The organism is Corynebacterium sp. LaCa_70, from assembly GCF_058182015.1.
This window is the reverse complement of sequence record NZ_CP190914.1, coordinates 393,445-419,525: the sequence shown is the minus strand read 5'-3', so window position 1 is coordinate 419,525 and position 26,081 is coordinate 393,445. Positions and strand designations below refer to the sequence as shown.

The 26,081-nt window shown below is 57.9% G+C and carries 27 protein-coding genes, 1 tRNA gene and 1 pseudogene; 12 read left to right on the top strand and 17 right to left on the bottom strand.

Annotated features, from left to right (window positions below):
* Nucleotides 1-190: 190 nt before the first annotated feature.
* Nucleotides 191-263 (bottom strand) — tRNA-Thr (locus ACP8MI_RS01860).
* Nucleotides 264-509: 246 nt separating this feature from the next.
* On the opposite strand from ACP8MI_RS01860, the gene thrE reads away from it, so the two are divergent.
* The 5 genes from thrE to otsB all read left to right on the top strand — a co-directional run bounded on the left by thrE (nt 510) and on the right by otsB (nt 5,507).
* Nucleotides 510-2,090: a threonine/serine exporter ThrE gene (gene thrE, locus ACP8MI_RS01855; RefSeq protein ID WP_284572061.1), complete on the top strand. Its 1,581-nt coding sequence runs from the start codon at nt 510-512 to the stop codon at nt 2,088-2,090.
* A 78-nt stretch (nt 2,091-2,168) separates the two neighbouring features.
* The gene (locus tag ACP8MI_RS01850) at nt 2,169-2,591 is read left to right on the top strand and encodes a hypothetical protein (protein ID WP_018121583.1); all 423 of its coding nucleotides are present in this window, start codon (nt 2,169-2,171) and stop codon (nt 2,589-2,591) included.
* A gap of 68 nt (nt 2,592-2,659) precedes the next feature.
* The gene (locus tag ACP8MI_RS01845; protein ID WP_018121584.1) at nt 2,660-4,132 is read left to right on the top strand and encodes an alpha,alpha-trehalose-phosphate synthase (UDP-forming); all 1,473 of its coding nucleotides are present in this window, start codon (nt 2,660-2,662) and stop codon (nt 4,130-4,132) included.
* Nucleotides 4,129-4,623, top strand: a complete 495-nt coding sequence (locus tag ACP8MI_RS01840; protein ID WP_018121585.1) for a hypothetical protein — start codon at nt 4,129-4,131, stop codon at nt 4,621-4,623. The genes ACP8MI_RS01845 and ACP8MI_RS01840 overlap by 4 nt, the downstream gene beginning before the upstream one ends.
* Before the next feature lie 77 nt (nt 4,624-4,700).
* Nucleotides 4,701-5,507, top strand: a complete 807-nt coding sequence (otsB, locus tag ACP8MI_RS01835; protein WP_081604996.1) for a trehalose-phosphatase — start codon at nt 4,701-4,703, stop codon at nt 5,505-5,507.
* 35 nt (nt 5,508-5,542) lie between these two features.
* On the opposite strand, the gene ACP8MI_RS01830 is transcribed toward otsB, so the two are convergent.
* From ACP8MI_RS01830 to ACP8MI_RS01810, 5 genes are all read right to left on the bottom strand, one after another.
* Complete coding sequence (locus ACP8MI_RS01830) at nt 5,543-5,833, bottom strand: hypothetical protein (protein WP_018121587.1); 291 nt, start codon at nt 5,831-5,833, stop codon at nt 5,543-5,545.
* Between the two features lie 97 nt (nt 5,834-5,930).
* A complete protein-coding gene (locus ACP8MI_RS01825) occupies nt 5,931-6,953 on the bottom strand; it encodes a zinc-binding dehydrogenase (RefSeq protein WP_284572062.1) in 1,023 nt (340 codons plus the stop codon).
* A 173-nt stretch (nt 6,954-7,126) separates the two neighbouring features.
* Complete coding sequence (locus ACP8MI_RS01820) at nt 7,127-7,921, bottom strand: hypothetical protein (protein WP_018121589.1); 795 nt, start codon at nt 7,919-7,921, stop codon at nt 7,127-7,129.
* The gene (locus ACP8MI_RS01815) at nt 7,914-8,102 is read right to left on the bottom strand and encodes a hypothetical protein (protein WP_018121590.1); all 189 of its coding nucleotides are present in this window, start codon (nt 8,100-8,102) and stop codon (nt 7,914-7,916) included. The genes ACP8MI_RS01820 and ACP8MI_RS01815 overlap by 8 nt, the downstream gene beginning before the upstream one ends.
* Before the next feature lie 84 nt (nt 8,103-8,186).
* Nucleotides 8,187-9,293 (bottom strand): LacI family DNA-binding transcriptional regulator, encoded by a 1,107-nt coding sequence (locus ACP8MI_RS01810; protein WP_018121591.1) that lies wholly within the window; start codon nt 9,291-9,293, stop codon nt 8,187-8,189.
* Between the two features lie 97 nt (nt 9,294-9,390).
* Here ACP8MI_RS01810 and ACP8MI_RS01805 point away from each other — a divergent pair, with 97 nt between their 5' ends.
* Genes ACP8MI_RS01805 through ACP8MI_RS01795 form a run of 3 tightly spaced genes read left to right on the top strand, consistent with a single transcriptional unit; the run spans nt 9,391 to nt 12,056 of the window.
* Nucleotides 9,391-10,386, top strand: a complete 996-nt coding sequence (locus ACP8MI_RS01805; protein ID WP_249606325.1) for a metal ABC transporter solute-binding protein, Zn/Mn family — start codon at nt 9,391-9,393, stop codon at nt 10,384-10,386.
* 6 nt (nt 10,387-10,392) lie between these two features.
* Nucleotides 10,393-11,082: a metal ABC transporter ATP-binding protein gene (locus ACP8MI_RS01800; protein WP_284572063.1), complete on the top strand. Its 690-nt coding sequence runs from the start codon at nt 10,393-10,395 to the stop codon at nt 11,080-11,082.
* Nucleotides 11,082-12,056, top strand: a complete 975-nt coding sequence (locus ACP8MI_RS01795; protein ID WP_018121594.1) for a metal ABC transporter permease — start codon at nt 11,082-11,084, stop codon at nt 12,054-12,056. The genes ACP8MI_RS01800 and ACP8MI_RS01795 overlap by 1 nt, the downstream gene beginning before the upstream one ends.
* Nucleotides 12,057-12,255: 199 nt before the next feature.
* On the opposite strand, the gene ACP8MI_RS01790 is transcribed toward ACP8MI_RS01795, so the two are convergent.
* Nucleotides 12,256-12,981 carry a DoxX family protein gene (locus ACP8MI_RS01790; protein WP_065420319.1) on the bottom strand — a complete coding sequence of 242 codons (726 nt, stop codon included), beginning with the start codon at nt 12,979-12,981 and terminating at the stop codon, nt 12,256-12,258.
* 92 nt (nt 12,982-13,073) lie between these two features.
* Entirely contained in the window at nt 13,074-14,300 is a 1,227-nt protein-coding gene (locus ACP8MI_RS01785) for an RtcB family protein (RefSeq protein ID WP_018121596.1), read from the bottom strand.
* Nucleotides 14,301-14,455: 155 nt separating this feature from the next.
* On the opposite strand from ACP8MI_RS01785, the gene ACP8MI_RS01780 reads away from it, so the two are divergent.
* On the top strand, nt 14,456-15,286 hold the full coding sequence (locus tag ACP8MI_RS01780; protein WP_053084898.1) for a type IV toxin-antitoxin system AbiEi family antitoxin domain-containing protein: 831 nt from the start codon (nt 14,456-14,458) through the stop codon (nt 15,284-15,286).
* Nucleotides 15,279-15,512, top strand: a complete 234-nt coding sequence (locus ACP8MI_RS01775; protein ID WP_144736528.1) for a nucleotidyl transferase AbiEii/AbiGii toxin family protein — start codon at nt 15,279-15,281, stop codon at nt 15,510-15,512. The genes ACP8MI_RS01780 and ACP8MI_RS01775 overlap by 8 nt, the downstream gene beginning before the upstream one ends.
* Before the next feature lie 155 nt (nt 15,513-15,667).
* Here ACP8MI_RS01775 and ACP8MI_RS01770 read toward each other — a convergent pair whose 3' ends face one another.
* The 8 genes and pseudogenes from ACP8MI_RS01770 to ACP8MI_RS01735 form a co-directional block, all read right to left on the bottom strand.
* Nucleotides 15,668-15,886 carry a CysS/YqeB C-terminal domain-containing protein gene (locus tag ACP8MI_RS01770; protein ID WP_490290690.1) on the bottom strand — a complete coding sequence of 73 codons (219 nt, stop codon included), beginning with the start codon at nt 15,884-15,886 and terminating at the stop codon, nt 15,668-15,670.
* Nucleotides 15,887-15,985: 99 nt separating this feature from the next.
* On the bottom strand, nt 15,986-17,209 hold the full coding sequence (locus tag ACP8MI_RS01765; RefSeq protein ID WP_049149453.1) for an MFS transporter: 1,224 nt from the start codon (nt 17,207-17,209) through the stop codon (nt 15,986-15,988).
* Nucleotides 17,210-17,605: a hypothetical protein gene (locus ACP8MI_RS01760; RefSeq protein WP_049149455.1), complete on the bottom strand. Its 396-nt coding sequence runs from the start codon at nt 17,603-17,605 to the stop codon at nt 17,210-17,212.
* A gap of 246 nt (nt 17,606-17,851) precedes the next feature.
* The gene (gene rlmB, locus ACP8MI_RS01755; protein WP_021352436.1) at nt 17,852-18,793 is read right to left on the bottom strand and encodes a 23S rRNA (guanosine(2251)-2'-O)-methyltransferase RlmB; all 942 of its coding nucleotides are present in this window, start codon (nt 18,791-18,793) and stop codon (nt 17,852-17,854) included.
* 101 nt (nt 18,794-18,894) lie between these two features.
* A complete protein-coding gene (cysS, locus tag ACP8MI_RS01750) occupies nt 18,895-20,412 on the bottom strand; it encodes a cysteine--tRNA ligase (protein ID WP_284572064.1) in 1,518 nt (505 codons plus the stop codon).
* A 30-nt stretch (nt 20,413-20,442) separates the two neighbouring features.
* Nucleotides 20,443-20,919, bottom strand: a complete 477-nt coding sequence (gene ispF, locus ACP8MI_RS01745) for a 2-C-methyl-D-erythritol 2,4-cyclodiphosphate synthase (protein ID WP_049150439.1) — start codon at nt 20,917-20,919, stop codon at nt 20,443-20,445.
* Nucleotides 20,920-21,039: 120 nt separating this feature from the next.
* Nucleotides 21,040-21,852: pseudogene (locus ACP8MI_RS01740) on the bottom strand (IspD/TarI family cytidylyltransferase); the annotation flags it as partial.
* A 37-nt stretch (nt 21,853-21,889) separates the two neighbouring features.
* Nucleotides 21,890-22,474 carry a CarD family transcriptional regulator gene (locus ACP8MI_RS01735; protein WP_049150335.1) on the bottom strand — a complete coding sequence of 195 codons (585 nt, stop codon included), beginning with the start codon at nt 22,472-22,474 and terminating at the stop codon, nt 21,890-21,892.
* 267 nt (nt 22,475-22,741) lie between these two features.
* Here ACP8MI_RS01735 and ACP8MI_RS01730 point away from each other — a divergent pair, with 267 nt between their 5' ends.
* Together ACP8MI_RS01730 and ACP8MI_RS01725 are read left to right on the top strand one after the other, a co-directional pair.
* Nucleotides 22,742-23,371 (top strand): hypothetical protein, encoded by a 630-nt coding sequence (locus tag ACP8MI_RS01730; protein ID WP_239658415.1) that lies wholly within the window; start codon nt 22,742-22,744, stop codon nt 23,369-23,371.
* Between the two features lie 174 nt (nt 23,372-23,545).
* The gene (locus tag ACP8MI_RS01725) at nt 23,546-25,114 is read left to right on the top strand and encodes a DNA repair protein RadA (RefSeq protein WP_018121603.1); all 1,569 of its coding nucleotides are present in this window, start codon (nt 23,546-23,548) and stop codon (nt 25,112-25,114) included.
* 34 nt (nt 25,115-25,148) lie between these two features.
* Here the strand turns inward: ACP8MI_RS01725 and ACP8MI_RS01720 are convergent, their stop codons facing one another.
* Nucleotides 25,149-25,964 (bottom strand): hypothetical protein, encoded by an 816-nt coding sequence (locus tag ACP8MI_RS01720; RefSeq protein WP_065420656.1) that lies wholly within the window; start codon nt 25,962-25,964, stop codon nt 25,149-25,151.
* Nucleotides 25,965-26,081: the final 117 nt, after the last annotated feature.

Sequence of the window (26,081 nt, the reverse complement as noted above, 5' to 3'; positions counted from 1 at the left end):
AAAATTTTTTATGAATCTCGTCAAAATTGCATTCACGTAACAACAAGGGTGCACTTGCGTCACAGTCACGTCGACTGGCGGAACTACCGCAGGAACCCGGGCTAAGAGGCCTAAACGACAGGAACCCGACCCGGCTAGGTGCATAAGCAAAGCCCCAGCCGGAACGCAGATGTTCCGACTGGGGACAATGAGCTGGAGACGAGACTCGAACTCGCAACCGACGCATTACAAGTGCGTTGCGCTACCAATTGCGCCACTCCAGCACCGTGCATCCGCTAATGACAGCAACAGCCAGGCGTCGTAAAGACAACTAGCGTGTTGCGCGCGGGGCACGAGAAACTACTTTAGCCCAGGCGTCGGCAAGAGAAAAACTCCGCTGGAATTGCCACCAAAAATTTGGCAGAAACCGCAGCAAACACCACCCACAAAGCATCCAACCAGAACATGTAAAATCTGCACAGTCACGACTGATCATCCCCAGCAAACGCGCGATATGAGGTAGAGCCACTGTGTCTTGGTTGAACAACCTGAAAACGAACCTGCGGGGCACCGGTGCCAATATTTCCACGGTCGACGCCGCCAAGGCCGCACCGCCACCATCACCACTGGCGCCGGTGGACCTCACCAACCCCGCGCACCTCACCGGAGTCATGGAAATCGCCGCACGCATCGGCGAAATCCTGATCTCCTCCGGCAACTCCAACTCCGACGTGCGCGCACAGATCCACTCCGTGCTAAGCGCCTACGGCTTGTACCAAGCACACGTGGATATCACCACCAAAACCATCACCATCCACGCCAATATCGGCACCATCAACGAACGCATACCCATCAACGTCTTCCGCGTTGCCCCTGACCTGACGGTCGATTTCTCCAAACTCACCGCGGTAGACCGGCTGATTCGTTCCATCCAAAACGGTGCCACGCCACCAGAACGCGCCGAGCAAATCCTCGACGACATCATGGCAGAAACCCCGCCGCACTCGCCGCTGATGGTCAACGTCGGCTGGGGAATGCTGGGCGGCGGTGTCTCTGTCATGCTCGGCGGCGACGCCGGAGTGGGAATCCTAGCATTCATCATCTCGTTCGCGATCATGGCGACGAACTCCTGGCTATCGAAATTCCGCCTGCCCGCCTTTTACCAAAACATGGTCGGCGGATTCATCGCGACGGTGCCCGCAGCAGGCTTTTATACCTTCGCCAGCTATATCGGCTGGACGTTCTCGCCGTCCTACCTGATCGCCTCCGGCATCATCGTGCTGGTCGCGGGCTTGACGCTGGTGCAGTGCTTTGTCGATGGCATCACCGGCGCCCCGGTCTCCTCGGCAGCCCGGCTTTTCGAAGCCATTCTGATGACCGGCGCCATCGTCGGTGGCGTGGCACTGGGCATCCAGTTCGCGATCCTCGTCGGCTGGCAACTTCCCCCACTCGAGCACACCAGCCCGCCGAATGCGCACGAGATTCCGCTGCGCATCGTCCTCGGTGCACTGGCCTCAGCCGGTTTCGCCTTCGCCTGCCAGGCGCGCCGCTCCGCGGTGGCAGTCGCCGGTGCCACCGCCGGTGCTGGCATGATCTTTTACTACGGCATCATGGTGCCACTCGGTGCAGGCGTCGTGCTGGCCTCGGGCGTGACCGCAGGCATCATCGGCCTGGCCGGTGGTCTGTTAGCTCGTCGCTATGAAATCCCACCGCTAATCGTCGCCGTGTGTGGTTATACCCCCATGTTGCCGGGCCTGATGCTCTACCGCGGCATGTACGCGATGATCAACGAACAAGCCATCGTCGGCTTTTCCAACGCCGGCGGCGCCATCGCCATTTCTGCTTCCCTAGCCGCAGGCGTGGTCTTCGGCGAAAAAGTCGCCCGCAACCTGCGCCGCCCACGCTCCTACCGCGCCTACACAGCCTTGCAACGCGCAGGCCGGTTCTCCTACCGCCAAGCCGCCCGGGCAGCCGCCAAAGGTAGTTCCGCAGCCCGCCGCATCCCGCGTACCAGCAACAACCACAAGCACGGGCAGGCGTCGGCAAGCGCCCCCGAAAACCACACGCAAGAGCCCACACAAACCCAGACCTCACGGCGCAAAAGCGACTAAACATAGCGTAGAATGGCGCAGTTGTAGGCAATACGCACCGCACACCCGAAAAGACACCGCTCCAGGAGGAAGCACTCCATGCCACCAAAGGTCACTGACAAGCATCCCGACGTAGAGCAAGAAGAGGCAGTCGAGGAACAAACCGCGTCTGCTGCACGACGCATCGTTGCCACCTACGCCGAAGACTTCATGGATGGCGTGACCCTCATGTCCATGCTGGGCGTAGAACCAGACGGCCTGGTGCACTCCAGGGTGGCCGCCGAGCAAAACCCACAGCCCGCTGGCGATGCTGACGACGGATCCGGCACTGCGAAAAAGACCACCAAAAAGACGTCCAAGAAGGCCTCGAAGAAAGCCACCAAGAAGTCCAGCAAAAAATCGACCAAGAAGACGGCGAAGAAAGCATCCAAGAAGTCGACAAAGAAGACTGCGAAGAAGTCTGCGAAAAAGACCAGCAAGAAGGCCACCAAGAAATCCACGGCCAAGAAATCAGCCGAATAAGCCTAGCTGAATAAACCAACTGTGGTTTCCAGATAGCGGTCGAGGTAAACGGTGAGTGAGGTAGCACGGTGAATGCCGGTCAAAGTGTCGGTGGCACCGGAGGCGGGGCCGGTGAGCATGATTTCGTGGTGGTCGCCAACCGCCTGCCGGTTGATCTCGTCACCGCCAACGACGGCAGCACAGAATGGAAAGCCTCGCCCGGCGGGCTGGTTTCTGCGCTCTCGCCCATTTTGGAAGCCCGGCAAGGCTGCTGGATCGGCTGGCCGGGTGTCGCCGATGCCGCCCCGGAACCATTCCACAACGACGCAGGGGCTCTGCTCTACCCCGTGACGCTGTCTGAATACGACTTCACAGCCTTTTATGAAGGCTTTTCCAACGCCACCCTGTGGCCGCTGTACCACGACCTGATCGTTCCGCCGACCTACCACCGCGAATGGTGGGCGGCATACCGGGATGTCAACACACGATTCGCGGAGCACGCCGCGGTAGTCGCCGCCCCAGGTGCCACCGTGTGGGTGCAGGACTACCAGCTGCAACTGGTTCCCGGGATCTTGCGGCAACTGCGCCCCGATGTGCGTATCGGGTTTTTCGCCCACATCCCCTTCCCACACCCGGATATTTTCCGGCAACTGCCCTGGCGCCACGAGATCATCCGCGGGCTTTTGGGTGCGGACGTGGTGGGCTTCCAATTGGTTTCTGACGCCAACCATTTTGTCCAGCTTGTCGACGCCGGTTATGGCGCCGCAGGCCATACGGTGACCGGAGGTAGTGCCAGCCTGCGCGAAATCACCGCACGCATCACCACCCCCGATTCCCGCGAAGTCGGCGTTGCGGCCTTCCCCATCTCGCTGGATTCTGGCTCCCAAGCCAAGCGCAGCGCGGGTGATAAGCACGAAATCGCGCGACTGCGGGCGGACCTTGGCAACCCGCAGGTGGTGTTTTTAGGTGTGGACCGGCTGGATTACACCAAGGGCATCGTCGAACGGCTGCAAGCCTTCGAAGAGTTATTGGAAGCCGGTGCCTTTGCCCCCAGCGACGTGTCCTTCGTGCAATTAGCAACCCCGTCGCGGGAACGGATCGACCACTACCGCAGGACGCGCTCGGTGGTAGAAGAAACCGTCGGCCGCATCAACGGGCGGTTTTCCACGCTGGGCCACCCCGTGGTGCATTACCAGCACACCAGCGTGCCCAAGCACACGCTGCAGCTGTACTACCAACTAGCGGATGTCATGGTGGTCACGCCCTTCAAAGATGGCATGAACCTGGTGGCCAAGGAATACGTCGCCTGCCACGACGACGGTTCCGGCGCGCTTGTGCTCTCTGAGTTCGCGGGTGCAGCCCAGGAATTACAGCAGGCAGTGCTGTGCAACCCTTTTGATATGGAATCAATCAAAACCGCGATGGTGACCGCAGCAACCGGGTTGCGGGAACACCCAGAACGGATGCGCGAGCGCATGCAGCACATGCATGAACACGTGCTGGAATACGACGTGGCCCGCTGGGCGCAGACATTTCTCACGAGTTTGGATGAATTCGCATGATCGGGCGTCGGCAAGCAACAGCATTGGTGTCTCTCGCGGCTGCCACCACTGGCCTGGCCGCGTGCGCCGATGAATCCACCGGCACGTTGCTGGATTCCACCTGGCAGATCACCCACATTTATTCCGCCCCGGAAGATCCCACCGAAGTGCCCGCGGATTTAGCAGGCGTGCCACGGCTGGGGTTCAGCCAAAACAGCATGGCAGGCTACACCGGGTGCGCCCCGTTGCAGGCACAGGTGAGTTTCAGCGATGAATCCGGCAACTCCGCACCCGCCGGTGCTGCCAGTTTCGTGCTGCTCAATGAGGTCATTATCGACGAGTCCGACACCGAATGCACCGGCACCAAAGCCTGGGTGCACAGCCATATTTCGGATCTGTTGGCCTCTGGCAACCGGTTTGCTCTGCAATTCGACGCGCGCGGCGAGCTCGTGCTGCAGCTTGACGACGGCCAGCCGATCGATTCACCAGCGTTGCGGATGTTCTCGCTCTAGCAGCAAGTTTTGCACTAGCAAGTTCTGCACTAGCCAGTTCTGCACTACCGCTGACCGCTGCGGCTAATATTTTGGGCATGAATACCCCAAATTCCTCAGCCGATCCCGCTCTGAGCAGGCACGCTTTGGCCAGTCACCCGGCATTTCTTGCTGCCGTGGAAAGCGCACGCCTGCTGGTTGTGTCCGATTTTGATGGCACGCTGGCGGGTTTTGATCCAGACCCCTATGCGGTACGCGCCCACCCGGATTCCGTGGCCGCGCTGCGGGAGTTAGCAGAAATGCCTGGCACCACCGTCGGGGTGTTATCGGGCCGGCACGTGGCCGGTTTGCAGCGAGTATGTCCGCTGCCGGCGCCGGTGATGATGGTTGGCTCGCACGGTGCCGAAGACCGCGACGGCGCCACGGTGGAATTAACCGAGGCGCAGCGTGACTTTTTATTGAAAATCGGCGCCGAGCTCGAAGCCATTGCGGCGCAGCACCCCGGCACCTATGTGGAAAACAAGCCATTCCAGCGGGTGTTTCACGTCGCTCCCCTGGCCGCTGAGGATCCAGACGCCGCACAGGAAATCTTGGCGCGCGCCCATGAAGTCGATGCGCGCGGGTTTCCCGTAACCCCCGGAAAAAATTTGGTGGAATTTTCTGCCCTAGAAATCACGAAAGGCACCTGGCTGCAACGCGAAAAACAGCGCGTGCAGGCAGATGCCGTGGTGTTCATCGGCGACGATGCCACAGATGAGCATGCCTTCGCCGTGCTCGGCCCCGATGATGTGGGCATCAAGGTCGGGGCGGGCGATACCTGCGCGGGCCACCGGGTCACAGATATTGACGAGGTGGCGCAAGTGTTGCAGGACCTGGCGGCCCGGCGTGGCAGGTATCTCGCTTAAGGCTTTAGCGAAGGCCTAGGATTTCGCCTGGGAAATTAGTGCTCGTCCCAGTGGCCATCGTGGAATGCGTGGCGGTGGCCGTCGTGGATGTAGTCAACGTGATCATCGTGTGGAACAGCGACGTGGCCGCAGTTTGGGCCGTGCTCATGCTCGTGAGTCTCGTGCGGCTGGTGCTGCTCGTTTTCGCACTCGTCCCAGTGGCCGTCGTGCTCGCGGTGCAGGTGGCCGTCGTGCACGTAGTCAACGTGATCATCGTGTGGAACGGCAACGTGGCCGCAGTTTGGGCCGTGCTGGTGAGTGTGCTCTTCGTGGATTGCGTGAGTCATTGTCTGACATCCTTTCCGCCTCGTTTTCAGTACATTTTCATTAAACATCATCACCGATAGATTTTCAACAAGAGATTCTTAATGAAAATGACACCGTTTATGGTTTGAGCATGACTTTGATGGCTTCACGACGGTCCATAGCCGCATAACCTGCGGCAGCGTCGTCCAGCGACAGAGTTTTATCGAAAACATCGCCCGGTGTGATCTTGCCCGCATAGATCAATTCGACCAATTCCGGCAGGTATTTCCGCACTGGAGCCGGGCCGCCTTCCAGCGAAACTTGCGAGAAGAACAACTCCTGGCCATCGAGTTCCACCCCGTGGCTGACACCAACGAAGCCCACATTGCCGCCGCGACGGGTAGCACCGATAGCTTGTTTCATCGAACCATCCGTACCAACGGCCTCGACGCAACCGTGCAAGCCCACACCGTCGGTCAGCTCTTTGACCTTCTCGACGAATTCTTCACCACGCTCCGGAATGATGTCCGTGGCACCAAATTTCTTCGCCAGCTCCTGACGGGTTTCATGCCGGGAAGAGACCACGATACGCTCCGCGCCCATCTGCTTGGCAGCCAAAACCGCGGACAGGCCGACGGCACCGTCACCGACTACGCCAATAATCTTGCCTTCACCAGCACCAGCAACATCCGCGCCAAACCAGCCGGTACCCAACACATCCGAGGCCGCCAGCACGTGGCGCAACTGATCGTCATTTGGTTCGGCAGGCAATTTCACCAGGGTGCCGTCGGCAAGCGGAATGCGGGCATACTCAGCCTGGGTGCCAACGCCGCCCATAAATTCGCGGTTTACGCAGCCAGAAGGGTAACCAGCCTGGCAGATTTCGCATTTACCGCAGCTAGCAACAAAGGAACCGACAACCCAGTCCCCGACCTGAATATCCTGGACATCCGCACCGATTTCGGTGACTTGGCCGACGTATTCGTGGCCCATGCGAGCACCTGGGTCCACCTCTTCGTCACTGCGGTACGGCCACAGATCCGAACCGCATACGCACGCTGCCGCAACTTTGATGACGGCATCCGTAGGTTTTTCCAACTGAGCATCAGCGACATTGTCAACACGGATATCACCGGCAGCGTGGATGGTCACAGCGCGCATGTTTGTGCACTCTCCTTGTCATAATTGGACAAAATGGGGTTCCTGCTTTGTGCAGGTTCCCGATTCTAAGAAGCAGAGGGAACTGGGGCTGGGTGCAATTTTCAATAAGAGATCACGCGAGGCGAACATGCAGTTGACACGGCAACTTTATGCAATTTGCCACGCGCAGCCGCTTAGCTGCGAGCAAACTTTTTCTGCCGAGCCGCGTCGAATTCCGGCAACGTCCAACCGGTTGGTTCCGGCATCCCATATTCGTCGACAAGCACACGGAGCGCCTCATCCGGGCAATCCCTTACCGCTGCGGCCAGCTGCGTTCTGCGCCAGTTTTCACGCGCTGTACGCAGGTGTTGCTGCCATTTACTGTTGTCAACATCAAGCTTGAACTCCACGCGCAGCATTTCCAACACATCCTCTAAACATGGCCGAAAGCGGTGCCCACCAGTAGGGAAATGCAATTCTGACAGCCGCGTGCCCCGCCGAAAATAATCACGCACTTTCTTTGTCCGCTCAACATCAAATTTGGAAGCAAAACCCATGAGATGCGTGAATTCATCACGATGGGCATGGACATGAATATGTGAACTCGGGCGGTGAGAATCCTGCTCCTTGACGTATTCCACGCGGAACAACGGATCCGCATTTTCTCGGCCATGGGGAGTCACAGTAAGAGAAGATTTTTCCACTGCAAGGTGCCTTTGGCGAGAATCCCAGCCGCAATGAAATTCGATGATCAATCCAAGAACTGGCCATTCCTTAGAACGCAGATTAAGCACACCAAGTGAGCCTTCATTCTTCGCAAACCGCATGGCAACCACTTGCCTGCCTTTCAGGCGGGTTGCACTAAGGAGAATTTTTGGTGGATTTTCTTCAAAAAACTGCATCGCTTGCGTCAGCTCTTCGGCGAACTCATGCGCAGCATGCAACAAATTGTGTGAATCATTATGTGAATCTAGGTATTTGTCAGTCACGACCAACCAGCCACCTTAGCTCACGAATATCCTGCCAAACGGCAGCTTCTTTTGGTGACAGGTCGTACGCGTACGCCCTTTCTTCAAATCTTTCGATACCACCTTCAACGCTTTCTTCAAGCAGCTTGAGTTTTTCCAAAGCTTCCTCAGGTTCATACCAAACGAGTGGTGCAACCATCATTTCCTCCTTTCCATCACATCGATATTCTGCCTTCTACCGCTCACATAACTACAGATTCTGCACAATTTCCATAGCACGCATGTTCTAATTATGTGGTGGGGTTACCGTGGAGCCGGGAGATAGCGAAGTCCCCAAAATCCTGCGCGCAGGCGTACTATCCGGCTCGTCAATCAGCCCGCGCAGCACACGCCCGGCAGCAGCTCCTTTGGCCTTGTTCGGCTGGATGATCGTCGTCAAACCAGCATGCCGAGCTTCCGCGATACCGTCGAAACCGGTCACCGAAAGCTGCTCCGGAACCGAGATCCCACGCTCGCGGGCCTCATCCAATACCGCCAACGCCATGGAATCAGTGGTGCAGATAATCGCGGTCAGCTCCGGGTGCGTATCCAATATCTCGCGGGCAGCACTCCGAGCATTCGCGGCATCATTAATGTGGCGGGTAATCACCGGGATCTGCGCCGGATCCAGCCCGGCGCGCCGACACTCATCCAACACACCAGAAACGCGCCCGCGCTGTACATGCATATCAGCACCAGGAAGATCCGCAGCCGCCACTGCCCCATCAACACGCTGCTGGAATAGCCGGATCGATAACACCCCGATGCGCCGGTGACCGGCCTCCAGCACGGCACGGGCAGCCGGACGAATCGCGGCATCATCGTCAATGCCCACAAAAGGCGCGCCAGAATCCGTCGGCTGATCACACACCACCACCGGCAACCCACGCGCGCAGGCAGCCCGCAAATATGGATCATTCGCAGCCACCGAATAGATAATGAAACCATCCACCCCGGCCTGGTTCACAGCAGTGGTGGCTGCGTGAGCGGTGGCGTCGGCAAGCGTATCCGGGCCCGCGGGAATCAACGTCAACGAAAAATCGGTGCCATGCGTCGACTCGGCAATCCCGGCCAAAAAATCCACCGAGGCCATGTCCTCGAAGGCATAAGACAGATGCTCGGTCAACACCACACCCCAGGAACCAGCATGTTTGGTGCGCAGCGAACGCGCCGTCGGGTCCGGCCCCGGGTAGCCACGGGCTTTGGCCGCCGCCATGATGCGCTCACGGGTAGCAGTAGAAAGCTGATCGGGACGGTTATAGGCATTAGAAACCGTCGTTCGGGATACGCCAAGGTCGGCGGCAATCGATGCCAAAGTTCCTTTGCTGAGCCCAGCCCGTGATCGCGGTGCCATGCGGAATATCCTACCCGGCTTACACAGCCTGACGAGCAGCATGTTTTCACTAGATTTTCAATTGACAACTGTTTTCAGCATGACCATAGTGTTAGGTATGATCACGAAACGTCGAGGAGTCTTTACCGCCACCGCTACCGCCGCCATGATGTTCCTGGCGGCCTGCTCATCAGGAGAAACCGGGGGCTCCGGGGACGCTGCCTCGTCGGCAAGCAACGGCGACGCCGCAGCAAGCGGCGAAGGCACCATCGAGATCGTGGCGTCAACCAGCGTCTGGGGTGATCTCACCAAAGCCGTCATCGACGACGAATCCGTTGCGAATGTCCGCACCATCATCACCGACACCAACGTCGACCCGCACCACTTCGAACCCACGGCGGCTGACCTGGCACGCGCCAACGACGCCGACGTCGTCGTCGCAGGTGGCGGCGGCTACGACGCCTGGCTCTACGAGCCGCTCGATGACGAGATCGTCATCCACGCCCTGCCACTAACCCCGCACGAGCACAACTCCGGCAGCGAAAAACCCGAAGGCACCGAAGCGCACGCGCAGTACTACGGCGATAACGACACCTTCGACGTCGCCAACAACGAGCACGTGTGGTTCGACACCAAGGCGCTATCCACCGTGGCCAATGGGGTTGCCGACCGCATCAAGGAAACCCACCCGGATGCGCCCGTGAAAATCGACGAGCTCAACGCCGAACTCGATGCCATCGCCGAGCAAATCAAGGCCCTGCCTGCTGTCACCGTCGCGCAAACCCATCCGATCGCCGACTACATCCTCACCCACACACAAATGGATGAGATCACACCAGAGTCCTACCGGCACGCCACGCTGAACCACAGCGACGCCGCCGCAGCCGACCTGGCCTCATTCCTGGAACTCATCGACAACGACGAGCTCGATGTCCTGATCTACAACCCACAGACCGAAACGGACCTAACCAAGCGCATCCGCGAAGCCGCCGAGGCCAAAAACATCCCGATGGTTCCGGTCGGGGAAACCCCGCTGGATGGCGAGAACTTCCTGGAATACTTCCACTCTGTCGTCGATGACCTGGAAGAAGCCGCCGCAAAGGCAAACGCGTAAACTGCGATGCCGATTCAGTTTTCCAACGCCGGCGTCGCCCCACTGTGGAACGGGCTGGATCTCGACGTCCAGCCCGGCGAATTCATCGCCATCTTGGGCCCGAATGGTTCCGGCAAATCGACGCTGCTGAACACCATCCTGGGCACCCGCACGCTGAGTACCGGGTCTGTGCGCGTCAACGGGCGGGTCGGATACATCCCGCAGCAGCACATGTTTGATAAACACCTCCCGGTTCGGGCGCGCGACCTCGTCTCGCTGTCCCTGGCCCACGGGGTGTTGTCCGGGCGTCGGCCAGCGAAACACGCCGTCGACGAGGCGCTGGCTTACGTCGGCGCAGAAGGTATCGCGGAGCGTTCCGTCGGCACGCTTTCGGGCGGGCAACAGCAACTGATCCGCCAAGCCCAAGCCTTTGGCACGGACCCGGACGTGGTGCTTGCCGACGAACCCCTGCTCTCGCTAGACATGGCCCGCGAGCACGATACCGTCGCCCGGTTGCATAAACACCGCGCGGCGGTCCTGTTTGTCACCCACGGCATCAACCCCATCCTGGATGTTGTGGACCGCGTGCTGTACCTGGCACCGCGCGGGCACATGCTGGGAACGATCGACGAGGTCATGCAAACCCAGGTGCTCAGCGAGCTATACGGCACGCATGTGGAAGTAGCAACGGTCAACGGCAAGATGGTGGTGATCTAATGAGCTATTGGGACGATACCGCCTATTTGCTCTCAGTCGGCTTTGTGCAACAGGCACTGATTGCCTCTGCCTTGCTCGGGATTCTATCCGGCGTGATCACCAGTTTAATCGTGCTGCGGCACATGTCTTTTTCTGTGCACGCAACCTCCGAGCTAGCACTCATGGGTGCCGCGGCCGCGCTGCTTTTCGGCATCAATATCGGCTTCGGCGCGATCATCGGTTCGATAACGGCCGCGGTGATCCTGGCGGTACTCGGGCTGCGCGGTAACCAGGATTCCGCGATTGGTGTGGTCATGAGCTTCGGCTTGGGCCTATCCGTGCTGTTTATCCACCTGTACCCTGGCAATACGACGACGGCGATGTCGCTGCTGACCGGGCAAATCGTTGGGGTTTCCAGCGCGTCCACCTGGATGTTAGCGGCGACGACCGTGGTGATTACAGCCTTGATCATTGTGCTGTGGCGCCCTCTGCTGTTTGCCTCGGTGGATCCGTTGATGGCACAAGCCGCCGGTGTTCCCGTGCGTGGGCTGGCCGTGTTGTTTGCGGTGATGGTGGGTTTGACCGCCGCGCAATCCGTGCAGATCGTCGGTGCGCTGCTGGTAATGGCTCTGCTGATTACCCCAGGTGCAGCCGCAGTACAGGTGACTTCCTCGCCGGTGAAATCCGTGGTGCTTTCCGTGATTTTCGCCGAGCTCGCTGCCGTCGGCGGATTGATTGCCTCCTTAGCTCCTGGGCTGCCGGTCTCGGTGTTTGTGACCACGATTTCGTTCGTGATTTATCTGGTCTGCCGGATTATCGGGAATGTGCGCAGCCGCAAGACCTCCCGCGATGAGATCGCTTATGCACGCCGCGTGAAAGCATTGGATACAAGGAGCGATGCCACTTATGCCGCTGATGTCACTGATGCCACTGTGAATCCGCACCACCACATCGCGCAGGATGCTCGTAGCGATGGAAAAGATGACCGTGGCTGAGCTAGAGGCTGAGGCTCGCGGCTTAGCTAGGCGGCTGAATTAGGCGGCCGCATTAGGGCGCTGAGCTAGACGCCTGGCCTAGACGGGGCCTAGACACAAAACCGGGGCTTGCAGCCCGCCAGCTGGTGCTGGTAATGGCTGCAAGCCCCGGTTGTCATTTCCGGTAAGTTTCCGGTTAGTTACCGGTCACGGCAAATTTTTACTTCTTCCCGTTGTCCCACTGGTTATCGGTGCTCCACTGGGTGGTTTCTGCGTTGGCATCTACGCCATCAGCGGTGGAGTTGTTGCCAGCTCCGCTATCGAAGTTCGGGGTAGAAAAGTCTTGGTCGTCAGAGTATTCCTGGCCGTAGCTCTGACCATAGTTCTGGCCGGAGAAGTTCTCGCCACCTAGGTTCTGCTCGCCGCCAAAGTTCTGCTCAGCGCCGGCAATACCGGAGCCAGCAACGCCAGAACCGGCAACACCAGCGCCAGCACCGACAGCCTGTTGGTTAGCAGCGGTTTCTTTTTCAGCCTTGCGCTTACGGAATGGCGCGGTAAACAAGTGATCCAGCGAGACCCGACCAGCACCGGCAGCAGACAGTGCCAGACCGGCGGCACCGATTATGCCAACCAGCTCCCAGCCACCGTCGGAAACAAAGATGCCGGAATCGCGGTGCGCAAACCATGCAGCACCGGCCATCTGCACAAACAGTACTGGGCCAACCAGGCGCACCAGCAGGCCGAGGATGAGGGCTGCGCCACCACCGATTTCGAACCAGGTAGCAATCTGTGCGGAAATCTCTGGGGAAGGCACACCCATTTCCTGGAAGGAGCTTGCGGTGCCGTCGATGGTCCACTCGTTAAACTTCTGCCAGCCGTGCGCGATGAGCACGACGCCCAGAATGATGCGGGCGATGAGCAGGAAAATATCTCTAATGACAGTCATAGCCACCAGTTTAACCCGTTAGTGGCCATGTCACCTATTCGCCGTCCCCTATCCGCCTGGAGAGTGCTCCCGCAGACGATGCGCCGGGATCGCTACGTGCCCTTAACGTTGAGCACCTGCCGCAGTTCCGTAACCACCTCTACGAGATCCTCAGCATCAGCCATCACCTGGTCAATCGGCTTATACGCATCCGGAATTTCATCTACCCACTGCGCACCTGGCCGGTACACGATATCGCCCATGCGGCTCGCCAAATCTTCCGCGGTGTACTGCTTCTTTGCTTGCCGACGCGACATCACCCGTCCCGCCCCGTGCGGCGCTGAATTCAAGCCCACAGCGTTACCGCGACCGCGCACCACATAGGATCGCGCGCCCATCGAACCGGGAATCAAGCCAAACTTGCCGACGCTGGCATCAATCGCGCCCTTACGGGTAAGCCACACGGACTCATCATTGATGGTCACCTTTTCGGTGTAGTTATGGTGGCAGTTCACCCGTTCCACCTCGGTATCCGCACTATCTGCAGGCACCTCCACAGAAATACGCCCGTCGTCACGGGCCTGGCGCATCATGCGGGCCAGCTGATCAACGAAGCGATCCATCATCTCATCGCGGTTCAGCCGTGCAAACCGTTGTGCCCAGGCGAGTTCCCGTAGGTAAGTATCAAAAGACTCAGTCCCCTCACGCAGGTAGGCGTGATCCGCTTCTGCAAGTTCGACGCCCGCTTCCGTGATTTCTCGCGTCGCAATCTTAATGTGCTTTTGCGCGATCTTGTTACCCACCCCGCGCGAACCTGAGTGCAGGAAACACCAGACATTTTCGTCGCCATCCAGGCACAACTCGATGAAGTGATTGCCGCCGCCCAAACTTCCCAGCTGCTCGCGCCACTTCGGAGAATGCGACAGGTCGACGTCGTCACGCTCGGCTAATTCCTCAAGCTCCTGAATGCGCGCCTTGGTGTGCTCGCGGTGAATCTTCTTATTGTAGTTCCCCGGTGAAAGCGGAATGGAACGCTCGATCTCGTCCCGCAGCTGCTCCAAGGAAATCTGCACGATGTCGTCGGCAGTAAAAATGGTGCGCACCGCGGCCATTCCACACCCAATATCCACCCCGACAGCAGCCGGAATCACCGCCCCCTTAGTGGGGATAACCGTGCCGATGGCTGTGCCCTTGCCGCTGTGCGCGTCGGGCATCAACGCGATATGCGGAGAAACAAAATCCAGCTGCCCTAATCCAGCGGCTTGGTCTGCGGTGTTCTGATCAATAATGCTGGCCCACGATAAAACCCGTGGGGCAAGTTCTATTGGCTTATGTGTCATGCTCAAGAGCGTAGCAGCCGGGTAGCACACCACTCGAACATGAATGCGATTGCACCCCACGATACCGTTCTTCGATACTTACATATATTGCAAGTTTCGACACTCTAACACCACTAAGCCACTTCGATAATTACTTATTTGGTAATATTTGCAGCATGAAAACGGCTGAAGGGATTGAATTGGCAGCAGATTTAGCAACCCAACAATGGGGCCTGTTCACTTCAGCTCAAGCTCGTGCGAAGGGAATCGATGCGGTTACCCTCAACCGATTGGTCAATAAATCAATACTGACCAGGCTCCGACATGGAATTTACGCTTTTGCAGCTACGCTATGGACACCAGAACTTGATGTTCGCGTTCAATGGTTAGCTCTCGACCCTGCCACGATGGCTATTGACAGAATCGATGGCAATGACAACACTGCAGTAGTTTCCCATGAAACCGCGGCAAGCCTTTATGGAATTGGCGACCTACAAAACGAAAAAATCAACTTTACAACGAAAAAACGACGTCAGACTAAGCAACCAGAGGTCATCTTCCATATAGCTGCATTAGCCAATACAGACATCACCTACCTTGATGGCCTCCCAATCACCACGATCCCAAGAACAGTTCGTGATTTGCTGGCATCCGGCCATGAACCAGGTCATGTCACTGACATCATCACTGCTGCTCTACAAGATGGGCTAGTCAGCCGGGAAGATCTCAGCACTCAGCTAGCCGATGTTGCAACATTACTTGGGGCTAGAGAAAACACCGCAGTGGCACTACGAACCCGTCTCAATGAACTTGTTCCTCTCCCTGCCGGAGAAGACCCTGTTGTGCAAGCAGTTTTAGACACACTGGAGAAAATTTCGGATTCAGCAATATCTGCTGTGCTCAACAACCTAAAACCCGTCGAGTTTTCTCCTGAGATAAGGAAGAACCTTCAGCATTCAATTTCCCCGCGAGCCCTCATCGGATCGGAACCTAATGGAGATGAGTAATTCAAAGCTTCGAAATACCCATACCCAAATCACCGCAGGTTTACGTCAGCTAGCCAAAGTCGAAGGCAAAAATCCGAACCATGTTTACAACAGATTCTTTCGAGAAGTCTTTCTCGCAGAACTGATGACAATCGATGATGGCTGGGTCATAAAGGGAGGAACTAATCTAAACTGCATCCTTCCCGGCGCACGGCATACCAAAGATTTAGACTTGTACCGCCAGTAAAATCCAACTGGATACCTCGAAGCTGCCAAAAATTTAGTGGCTCGCATGAATGGAACGCGTGTCGGACCTTATGTATTTAAAGTAGAACATGCCAGACAACCGCTTAACTGTACTTCGCCGACACCGCGACAAGCGATATCACTGCGGATATCTACCTAACGCAGCTTCCATTCCGCACCATTCGGGGTATCAATAACCTCAATACCAGCCGCAGCCAAACGATCCCGCACGCCGTCGGCAGTAGCGAAATCTTTCTCTTTCCGCGCCGCAGCCCGCAGCTCAAGCTCGTGCTCTACCAAACTAGCAAGTACTTGTTGCACATCGGAATCACCAGTGCCCTGCACTTCCTGCCCACTGCGCATCCAACGGATCAATACCGACAATGGCAGCCATCGCACGCACCAACGACGCCAACGCCACAGCTTTGGCCTTGCCGGAATCCGTGCCAAAACTTTCGCCAGAATTCTTGCCAGTTATTTTTGCAGACGGTGCTTCAGGACTGGCCCTATTGTGAGCACGGAGGTCCCAATTCCGGATACGACAAGTGCCACAGCTGGGCCGAGAGCACTGACAACGGGCGCTCCGACAATGTATCCAATGAGCATTGCGGAGCTGTTTATGGACCCCATCGTAGAAAGGGCTTTGGGCTTAACCTCACCAGGTACGGTTCCAACAACGATAATTCGCAGAGCGGCCACCTGGACGGCATTGCAAACTCCGCCAAGGAAGAAGCATGGTATGCAGAGCCACAATGAGGGAATTAGCCCGGGTAAAGCTATGAAACAGCCCATAGCGACACCTGCTCCGGTCAGAGCTTTCTTGGCGTTGTGTGAACCAAGACAAGCGGAAAACCGTGCCCCAAAGATACGGCCCACGATAAAAGCCTGGGCAATAATTGCATATACCGTACCGGTTACTTGCAGCGTTGTCGTCGCATAAAAGACAAGAGCAATGTTGAAAATTGACGTGCAGATGATTGCACCCCAAATGCTGGTTATCGCAAACCGAGAATTTCTATTTTTTAATAAGAGAGAAGGAGCTTCGAGGACCTTGTGGAAAAAGCTCGACGAAGTTTGTTTATTTTGTTCCTGTGCCGATTTGTCTTGCGCCGCAGTTTTGTAGAGCACTAGTTTGTAGACGACCAGAAAGACAACTAGCGAGATCACTACAGCGCACGCTTCTACCAAAAGCGCTGCCTGCAAGTTCTTTTGGTCAAGAAGTAATCCTCCTAGCGGCGGCCCAATGAATCCGCCCCCAAGACGTGCTGTATCCAAAAAAGAGAAGGCTTTCGCTTGCTGTCCTTCGCTGACCTGAGAGTCAACGATGGTGAAAATGGATGGAATTGACAGTCCGGTTAAACATGCGGTGACGAGATTTCCAAGGATGAGAATCAACGGCTCCGGGTAAGCAGCCATTGCTAATAGGCCCAGTAGATCCAAGAAGAGAGCAGAAAGTGCTATGTAATAGCTGCTGAATTTGTTGAAGAGTGGGCTCAGTAGCGGGACTACAAAAACCTGGGCGCAGGCTCCAGAGACAAAAATGCTTGCTACTAAGAGTTCACCCTCGTTAAGAGCGGCGAAGTGGAGTGAAATTGACAAGCTGGTCATTGTCCCGCACAGGGACAGCAAAAAATAGATGGCGGCTAAAGGATAAATTGCACGAAGTCCTTCGCCGCCATTACCTCTCAAGAGATGCATTTAGGATGACTTTATCCAATGCTCAACTGACACATCGTCCTGGCTCGCTCCCATCGAGCTGAACATATTGGAATGCCGAGGGTCCTGAAATACACTTTTCTTTTCATTGAAATAACTGATATCGTACCAAGCCACACCGAAGTGGGCGACCGCACTTCCATCCTCGAGAACTTCCTTGATCACAAACTGCCAATCATAAGGTCCTGGGATTTTTGGCCCTCTTTCTGCTAGCCGAACGTCGGAGATTTCAAGCTGGTGAAGACATTTCTCCAAAGATTTCTTGTCGGAAAGTCGAATTGACACTTTACTTTCAGCAACCGCTTCTCGGCCTTGAATTCTGGAAGGGGTTGAGCCGCCCATCGAGACTATTTCGGGAAGCACATTGAATGTGAACATAACCACTCCTATATGTGAGGAAAACTATATCATTAACAATAATGATATACAGATCACAATTCAAGGGTGGCCTGAAACATCTTTTTGCCTTTGTCTCACCTCTTTCCAGTGCTGTCTGGGCCCACGCTATCCGAAGTTCGCTAGCACATTGCAATCACAACTTCCGGTACTTCATACGAGCCCGCAATTGGTCTCTAAACACAACGAGACGGCAACAAAGCTGCCGCCCCAGACAAAACAAACGAACTAGCCGACGCGGCGCTGGCGCGCGAACTCACTCAAGACCGCACCAGCTGCCACCGACGCGTTCAGCGATTCCACCCACCCGACGGTCGGAATCGACATCAACACATCACAGTTTTCGCGTACCAAACGCGAAATACCCTTGCCTTCCGAGCCGACAACAATGACCACAGGATCCGTGCCGCCGTCATAGGTATCCAGCGTGTGCTCTCCGCCAGCTTCCAGCCCAACGACCTGGTAACCGTTCTTCTGAAATTCTTTTACCGTACGCGTCAGGTTCGTCGCCCGCGCCACCGGCAACTGCGCGGCCGTACCAGCAGAAGTACGCCAAGCAACAGCCGTGACCGAAGCCGAACGACGCTCCGGAATAATCACACCATGGCCACCAAAAGCTGCCGCCGAACGAATCACCGCACCCAAATTCCGCGGGTCCGTGATGTTATCCAGAATGACAAACATGCCAGTCTCATTGCGTTGCTGCACATCAGCGAGCAAATCCTCTACTTCCGCATATTTAAACGGCGGAATCTGCAAACCAATACCCTGGTGCATGCCGTTGCCGGTTTTCACGTCCATCTCATGACGCGGCAGCTCAGTAATCGGGATACCACGGCTATTCGCCATCTGCACAGCCTGCGTCAACCGCTCATCCGAACCCGTACCAGCCACCACAAACAACATGCTCGCCGGAACCTTCGCATTCAGGCATTCCACCACCGGGTTCCTGCCTACGACCAGCTCCGTCGTCGCCTCATGTCGGCCCGAATTGGAACGCTCACGCTGCTGTTTCGCCTTGTGCTTCTGGTGATAAACCCGATCTTCCGCCTTCGGCGTCGGCCCTTTGCCTTTCAAGCCGCGGCGACGCACGGCACCGGAGCCCTTCGTGGCTCCCTTCTTGTTGGTCTTGCGGATTCCCGCTCCGCCCCTACCGTGGGTACGTGCCATAAAAATTCACTATCCTTGCTGTAAAAATTTCATTTTCGAGTATTTCGAATTAACTGTACTTCGCCGACACCGCGACAAGTGATTTCACTACGGATATCTGCCTAACGCAGCTTCCATTCCGCACCATCCGGGGTATCAATAACCTCAATACCAGCCGCAGCCAAACGATCCCGCACGCCGTCGGCAGTAGCGAAGTCTTTCTCTTTCCGCGCCGCAGCCCGCAGCTCAAGTTCGTGTTCTACCAAACTAGCAAGTGCTTGCTGCACATCGGAGTCACCAGTGCCCTGCGCATTTCCTGCCCACTGCGGATCCAACGGATCAATACCGACAATGGCAGCCATCGCACGCACCAACGACGCCAACGCCACAGCTTTGGCCTTGCCAGCATCCTTGCCAGCCAGCGCGTTATTGCCCGCCTTCACCGTAGTGTGAATAACGGCCAACGCACGCGGCACCGCGAAATCATCATCCAACGCGGCAGCAAACTTGTCCCAATATGCAGAAACTTCCTTGGCAACATCATCGTTGGCGACATCATCGCTGGCCACCCCGTCGCCAAGCGCGGCAGCACCGGCGTCGGCAAGCCTGCCCTGTTCCACCACATACTTGTCGACGGGCGCGCCCGCCAGCTTCGATGCACGACTAACAAAATCCTCAATGCGGCGGAAACCAGCTGCGGCCTCATGCACCGCGGCCTCGGAATACTCCAACACGCTGCGGTAATGCGCGCTACCCAGGTAGTAACGCAGCTCCACCGGGCGGACCTTTTCCAACAAAGCGTCGATATCCAGGACGTTGCCCAGCGATTTGGACATCTTCTCGCCAGCCATGGTCACCCAGTGGTTGTGCATCCAGTAACGAGCAAAACCATCACCGGCAGCGTGCGACTGCGCAATCTCGTTCTCGTGGTGCGGGAACTGCAAATCCAGCCCGCCGCAGTGCACATCAAACTCCGCGCCCAAGTAATAGGTGGCCATCGCCGAGCACTCCAAGTGCCAGCCCGGGCGGCCATCACCCCACGGTGTGGGCCAAGCAGGCTCACCCGGTTTCGCGGCCTTCCACAAAGCAAAATCCAGCGGGTTCTTCTTGCCCGCGTTGTTGGTCTCGCCTTGCTCCATTTCTTCTGGGCGGTTGCCTGAAAGGTGGCCGTAATCCGAGCCTTCCGCCTGCTGCCAAGCCAGGACGTCGAAATACACCGAGCCGTCCACGGCATAAGCAAAACCGCGATCCATCAACCGCTGCATATACTCGACCATCTGGGTAACATGCCCGGTTGCGCGCGGCTCCACGCTGGGAGCCATGACGCCGAGTGCTTGATAGGCGCGCGTAAATTCGCGCTCGTGGGTAGAAACCCACTCCCACCACGGGCGAGAATGTGCGTCGGCTTTGGTGAGGATCTTATCGTCGATATCCGTCACATTGCGCACGAATGCGACATCGTAGCCTTTGGCAAGAAACCAACGGCGCACAATATCAAAAGCAACCCCGGAACGCAGATGGCCGATGTGCGGTTTCGCCTGCGGGGTGGCCCCACACAGGTAAATCGACACTTCACCTTCGCGCAGGGGTTGAAATTCGTGGGTCTGGCGCGTCGCGGTATCAAAAATCCGTAAGCTCACAAGCTACTAGTTTACGCACTCCTGCACGCACTAGTTCGCGCGCCATACCACCGCGTTGGCGATTGCCGCCCGGCCTTCCTCGCGGCCGGTAAAGCCCAGGTGATCCGTGGTGGTTGCCGAGACCGACACCGGGGCACCCAGCAGCTCGCTTAAGACTTCTTGGGCTTCTTCCCTACGCGGGCTGAACTTCGGGGTTTGCCCGATCAGTTGCACCGCGACGTTGCCGATGCGGAAGTCGTTGTCGTCGAGAAGCTCACGCACCTCGCGCAGCAGCTGCACACCGGAGACATTGTCATATTCTGGCCTGCCGACGCCGACGAACGAGCCGAGATCACCCAAACCAGAGGCAGACAGCAGCGCGTCCACCATGGCGTGCGAGACAACGTCACCATCCGAGTGGCCTTCGCAGCCGTCGACGCCGTCGAAAAGCAGCCCGGCGATCCAGCAGGGTTTACCGGCCTCAATTTGGTGCGCGTCGCTCGCGATGCCGACGCGCGGGATGGGCATGGCCGGTGGCTGTGTGGAATTAGCTTGCTCTGGGATGGCCTGGGACTGGGACGAGGGATTCACTCTTTCGGCCCTTTCAGTACCGTCAGTACCATCAGCGACGCCGTCGGCAAGAAACGCCTGGGCCAGCAGCAAATCCTTGCGCGTGGTGATTTTGAACGCCAGTTCATCGCCGTCGACGCATGCGACGGGCACGCCCTGCCACTCAAGCAACGAGGCATCATCAGTGGGCACAAAACTGCGGGTTCCGGCTTCAGCATCCGCGTGCACGCTGGCGTAATACATCTCGTTGGCAGAAAACAGCGCGCTGTAGCGAAAGCCCTGCGGTGTCTGCGCGGCACGCAAATTACTGCGGTCCACGGTTGTGGTGATCTGAGCCTGGCTGGGCTCTTCGTCGTGACCAGCGGTTTCCGTCACAGTTTTGATGGTGTCCACGACCGGCACCACGGGAACCACACCCGAAGCGCCATCTGCCACTGCACGCGCCACCCGGTCAATCATGCTCGCCGGCGTCAGCGCCCGTGCGGCATCATGCACCAGCACGATCGGATCGACGCCTGGCTCCACAGAAATCGCTTCCAGTCCAGCCATCACGGAATCGACGCGCTGCCCACGGCCAGGAACCAGCCGGATCGTGCGCCTGTCGCTAGCACCGGCGCCAGGGACGCGGCTGGCGTCGGCGACGGAGGTGTCGCCTGCAGCCTCGCACCGGGAAATTACGTCGGCAGCCTCATCCAACATATCCGGCGCAGCAACCACGATGATCTCGTCGACAAGCTCGGCTGCGTGCATGGCACTAATGCTGCGTTCCAGCAGGGATATTCCTGCGAGCTCAACAAACGCCTTCGGCTTGTCCGCACGCAAACGAGTGCCCTGCCCGGCAGCGGCAATAATCGCGATCACTGGGGCAGGGCGTGGGCTCGAAGTACTCATAAGTTGCTAGTCTTCAGTAATTTTAGTCTTCAGCTATCTAGTCTTCGTCGTCAAAGCTGAGATCATCCAGGTCCACATCAACCTTGGTGTCCACCTCTGGGCCAGTCGTGCCGGTCAAACCAGCGGCCCGGTGGCGCTCGATGGTGGCATCGACTTCGGCGAGCATCTTATCGGCCTTGGCCTCATCCACTGGGCCTGCCAACGCGAGCTCACCCACCAGAATCTGGCGCGCTTTCACCAACATGCGCTTTTCACCTGCGGAAAGACCACGGTCCTGGTCGCGGCGCCACAAATCACGCACGACCTCAGCAACCTGGTTGATATCGCCAGACGCCAGTCGCTCCTGATTCGCCTTATAGCGACGGGACCAGTTGCCGGCCTCTTCCACATCCGTCTCTCGCAGCACGGAAAAGACCTTTTCTAGGCCTTCTTTGCCGACGACATCGCGCACGCCAACGCGTTCCACATTCTTAGACGGAACGCGAACCACCAGGTCAGATTGGTTGATGGAAAGCACAACGTACTCGAGCGTTTCCCCGCCCATCTCGCGCGTTTCAATGGCTTCGACCTTCGCCGCGCCGTGGTGCGGGTAGACAACAACCTCGCCGACCTTGATTTCCATTCCCACTCCTCGCTTAACAGGCTTAACAGGCAGACTTCAGGCCGCTATTTTAACACGCAGTGAATACTTGCCGACGGGCAGGATCGCGCGCACATGGACGTCGGCAAGCAACCACAAACCTCAAAGAACAATACCCATAAAAAGTTTGCCCCCGAATGCCCCGCCCCTGTGATGGCAGAAAACCGGAAACTGTGTACCGACGGGGGTAAACAGCTAAGGTAAAAGCTGAAAATCTTTGTGCTCGATGAGTTGTTGGAGGACCCCACAGTGACGTCCCTGAAATCGTTTGTTCGTCGCGGCGGCACCATTTCCGCTGCTGCCCTGGCCAGCCTAACCCTGGCTGCCTGCTCGGCAGGCCACATTACCCAGACCTCTTCACAGGTCGCCACCGTCGATGGACAGAGTGCGGACAGCGAAAACGGCGAACTTTCAGTCCGCGACGTCACCATCATTCTGGAAGACGACGCCGCTGCGCTGAAGTTCACCGCCACCAACCAAGATCCTTCGATGAAAGAGCACACCCTGCAATCCATCTCGGTGGACGGCAATGAAGTATCGGTGGACACCCTGGAACCAATTGGTTCCGGCTGCACTGTCTTCGGTGACAGCGCACTGGCATTGAAGGACACCCCGCAAGCAGACGATGCTTGCATTCAGTACGTCGAAACCACTCTGGACAACGACGACTTCGCACCGGGCGGCCACCGTCCCGTGGAATTCGTATTTGATTCCACCACCATCACCGTGGATGCGGCAGTAGCCGCCGCCCCGTTGACCACCGGCGAGCACGACCGCGACTGGGAAGAAGGCTACGCACCGCGTGGTGAAGGTTCCATCAGTGGCGATCACGGCCACGACCACGGAGCAGGCGAGCACGGACACGGCGAGCACCACTAAGCCACTCGACACCACAGTGGGCGTGCCAGCCTGAAGCACCCCTGGATTAACAATCCTTAATTAGCACCCCGGAATACCAATTCGGCATTAACACCGGGGTGTTTTTCGTATTTATTTTCGAAATTCGATGCGCGGAATAAGGTGCCTGTGACATGCCTGTCTTAGGATGATTCCATGGCGAAAAAACAGCGGGCGATCCACACGTGTTCCGAATGCGGCTACTCCTCCCCGAAATGGTTGGGCCGCTGCCCGGAATGCGGTTCTTGGGGCACGCTGGAAGAAGCAGCCCCGATCTTTACAGCCAGCATGGCCGCTGGCTTAGGTTCCGGTGCTAAAGCTTCCGGGGCGCGCGGAAGCGCTGGCGCTGGCTCGGGTGGGCTTGGTTCGCGCGGCCGCGGTTCCGGCAGTGGCCGCCGCAGTGGTCTGGCGCCAAGTAGTGCCGCGGTGCCGATCACCCAGATTTCCGCGCAGTCCGCGAAAAGCATGCACACCGGCATCAGGGAACTCGACCGAGTGTTGGGCGACGGCATCGTGGCTGGTTCCGTGGTGTTGATGGCCGGTGAGCCAGGCGTCGGCAAGTCCACCTTGCTATTAGAGGTAGCCGCGCGCTGGAGCCAAGTACCGGAAACGTCGGACCTGGAAACATCGAATCTGGACACGTCGAATGATGATGCCGCTGCAGACGGCCAGCCCACTACCCGCACGGCCCTCTACGTCACGGCGGAAGAATCCGCAGCACAGGTCTATTCCCGGGCGAAGCGTACCGGCGGGCTGTCCCCCACGCTGTATCTCGCTGCGGAATCAGACCTGGATGTCGTGTTCCAGCAAGTCGAGGCACTACGGCCATCGCTGATCATCGTCGATTCCGTGCAAACCATGCAGGCCACCGGCGTGGAGGGGGTGGCTGGCGGCGTGGCGCAATCCCGCGCGGTCACGGCAGCACTGACCACGTTGGCGAAAACCACCGGTATTCCGATTCTGCTGGTCGGCCACGTCACCAAAGACGGCAACGTTGCCGGGCCGCGCGTGCTGGAGCACCTGGTCGATGTGGTGCTGAATTTTGAAGGCGAGCGGCAATCCAGCTTGCGGATGCTACGCGGAATTAAAAACCGTTTTGGCGCTACCGACGAGGTCGGCTGTTTTGAACAAACCGCCGACGGCATCCGGGAAGTCGCCGACCCGTCCGGACTGTTCCTGTCCCACCACGGCGCAACACCCAACGGCTCTGCCGTCACCGTCGCCATGGATGGCGTACGCCCCATCGTGGCCGAGGTACAGTCTTTGACGGTCGATCCCGTCGCCAAGAACCCGCGCCGTGTGGTCACCGGCTTGGATCAAAACCGCATCCCGCTGGTACTCGCCGTGCTGCAGGCGCGCGCCGGTGAACGGACAAATGAAAAAGACGCCTACGTGGCGACGGTCGGCGGGGTACGCATCACCGAAACCGCCACCGACCTGGCGGTGGCCTTGGCGACGTGGTCGTCGCTGCATGAAACACCACTACCGGCCAAGACCGTATTCATCGGAGAAATTGGTCTGGCCGGCGAAATGCGCACGGTGCCGAATCTTAAACGACGCCTGCAAGAAGCCGCGCGGATTGGCTATCGCTGTGCCGTTGCCCCCAGCCGCAACAACGAAGAAGACCGCGCGCTCGCGAAAGAGCTCGCCGCCGAAGGCCTGGAACTGCGCAGCGTCGGCACCCTGCGGCAAGCACTCGCGGTGGTACGCGAACTGCGTGGCTAATTATGCCCCGCAGCTAAATTACGCCTATAGCTAATTACGCCCGCAGCGCGAAGGTCAGAGCGTCGGAAGCGTTATCACCAACGACGGCGTGCAGGAAGTAATTACCTTCCGGGGTAGCGGGGCGGTGGTTGCACTCGCCCGGCGCGGAGTTCGTCTTCGACCAGACGGCCTCGAAGTGCCGGGTCTGACCAGCCTTGAATTCCTGGTTGCCGGTGATCACGGCTGGGTAGCAGTCCGTGTCTGCCCACATGCGGTGGTTCGTGTTCAGATCATAAACTTCGAAGCGCAGCGGGTTTTCATCCAAGTTCACCGTGCAATCATGGTCAGTCGGGTTTTCGATCGACATGTAGAACGTCGGCTGATCGCCACCTGCGTAATACGCCTTATCACTGTGCGCAGTCACGCTCAGGTTGTGCAGCTCGCAGGCGCCAGAGGCTGCTTGGGCTTCCTCGCCCTCTTCTGGGTATGGCGACGGGCGCTCGTCGGCAGATTTTTCTTTGTTCTCGTCACCCTTGCGTGGACGATCCGAATCCTTGGCGCCATCTGCTGCGTCAATGTCCTCGGCTTCTTTCGCGGCACTGTCGTTGGCTGCGTCGTCGGCATCCTTATCCGAGTCCTTGCCCGCGTCACCGTCTTTTTCATCCCGCGCCGCAGTGGCCGTCGCGGTCTGGTTAGCAGCCGAAGTATCCGCGGCCGACTGTGGATTCTCTTCACCGTTGCCACCGAAAATGGCGCTGAGGATCCAGACCAGCAAAAGCACAAGCAAGAGAAGAACCGCCAGGCCAGCCATGCGGCGGCGTCGGTAAATTTCTTCTGGGAGGCGTCGTTGTGGATGTTGAGGGGAAGTCACAATTCCTAATTTATAACGAAACACCGCTGGGCTGGGGCAACTACCGCGCGTGTCCTACGCCATCCGGCGGGTAACGGCGGTTGCCGCGACATGCAGCTACCCACACGTCGGCAAGCG

What these genes read in the sequence shown, in the direction of transcription:
- ACP8MI_RS01850 (WP_018121583.1), top strand. Translation starts at nt 2,169, where the DNA reads ATGCCACCAAAGGTCACTGACAAGCATCCCGACGTAGAGCAAGAAGAG.
- ACP8MI_RS01840 (WP_018121585.1), top strand. Translation starts at nt 4,129, where the DNA reads ATGATCGGGCGTCGGCAAGCAACAGCATTGGTGTCTCTCGCGGCTGCC.
- otsB (WP_081604996.1), top strand. Translation starts at nt 4,701, where the DNA reads ATGAATACCCCAAATTCCTCAGCCGATCCCGCTCTGAGCAGGCACGCT.
- ACP8MI_RS01830 (WP_018121587.1), bottom strand. Translation starts at nt 5,833, where the DNA reads ATGACTCACGCAATCCACGAAGAGCACACTCACCAGCACGGCCCAAAC.
- ACP8MI_RS01825 (WP_284572062.1), bottom strand. Translation starts at nt 6,953, where the DNA reads ATGCGCGCTGTGACCATCCACGCTGCCGGTGATATCCGTGTTGACAAT.
- ACP8MI_RS01815 (WP_018121590.1), bottom strand. Translation starts at nt 8,102, where the DNA reads ATGATGGTTGCACCACTCGTTTGGTATGAACCTGAGGAAGCTTTGGAA.
- ACP8MI_RS01810 (WP_018121591.1), bottom strand. Translation starts at nt 9,293, where the DNA reads ATGGCACCGCGATCACGGGCTGGGCTCAGCAAAGGAACTTTGGCATCG.
- ACP8MI_RS01805 (WP_249606325.1), top strand. Translation starts at nt 9,391, where the DNA reads ATGATCACGAAACGTCGAGGAGTCTTTACCGCCACCGCTACCGCCGCC.
- ACP8MI_RS01800 (WP_284572063.1), top strand. Translation starts at nt 10,393, where the DNA reads ATGCCGATTCAGTTTTCCAACGCCGGCGTCGCCCCACTGTGGAACGGG.
- ACP8MI_RS01795 (WP_018121594.1), top strand. Translation starts at nt 11,082, where the DNA reads ATGAGCTATTGGGACGATACCGCCTATTTGCTCTCAGTCGGCTTTGTG.
- ACP8MI_RS01790 (WP_065420319.1), bottom strand. Translation starts at nt 12,981, where the DNA reads ATGACTGTCATTAGAGATATTTTCCTGCTCATCGCCCGCATCATTCTG.
- ACP8MI_RS01785 (WP_018121596.1), bottom strand. Translation starts at nt 14,300, where the DNA reads ATGACACATAAGCCAATAGAACTTGCCCCACGGGTTTTATCGTGGGCC.
- ACP8MI_RS01780 (WP_053084898.1), top strand. Translation starts at nt 14,456, where the DNA reads ATGAAAACGGCTGAAGGGATTGAATTGGCAGCAGATTTAGCAACCCAA.
- ACP8MI_RS01775 (WP_144736528.1), top strand. Translation starts at nt 15,279, where the DNA reads ATGAGTAATTCAAAGCTTCGAAATACCCATACCCAAATCACCGCAGGT.
- ACP8MI_RS01765 (WP_049149453.1), bottom strand. Translation starts at nt 17,209, where the DNA reads ATGCATCTCTTGAGAGGTAATGGCGGCGAAGGACTTCGTGCAATTTAT.
- ACP8MI_RS01760 (WP_049149455.1), bottom strand. Translation starts at nt 17,605, where the DNA reads ATGTTCACATTCAATGTGCTTCCCGAAATAGTCTCGATGGGCGGCTCA.
- rlmB (WP_021352436.1), bottom strand. Translation starts at nt 18,793, where the DNA reads ATGGCACGTACCCACGGTAGGGGCGGAGCGGGAATCCGCAAGACCAAC.
- ispF (WP_049150439.1), bottom strand. Translation starts at nt 20,919, where the DNA reads ATGCCCATCCCGCGCGTCGGCATCGCGAGCGACGCGCACCAAATTGAG.
- ACP8MI_RS01735 (WP_049150335.1), bottom strand. Translation starts at nt 22,474, where the DNA reads ATGGAAATCAAGGTCGGCGAGGTTGTTGTCTACCCGCACCACGGCGCG.
- ACP8MI_RS01725 (WP_018121603.1), top strand. Translation starts at nt 23,546, where the DNA reads ATGGCGAAAAAACAGCGGGCGATCCACACGTGTTCCGAATGCGGCTAC.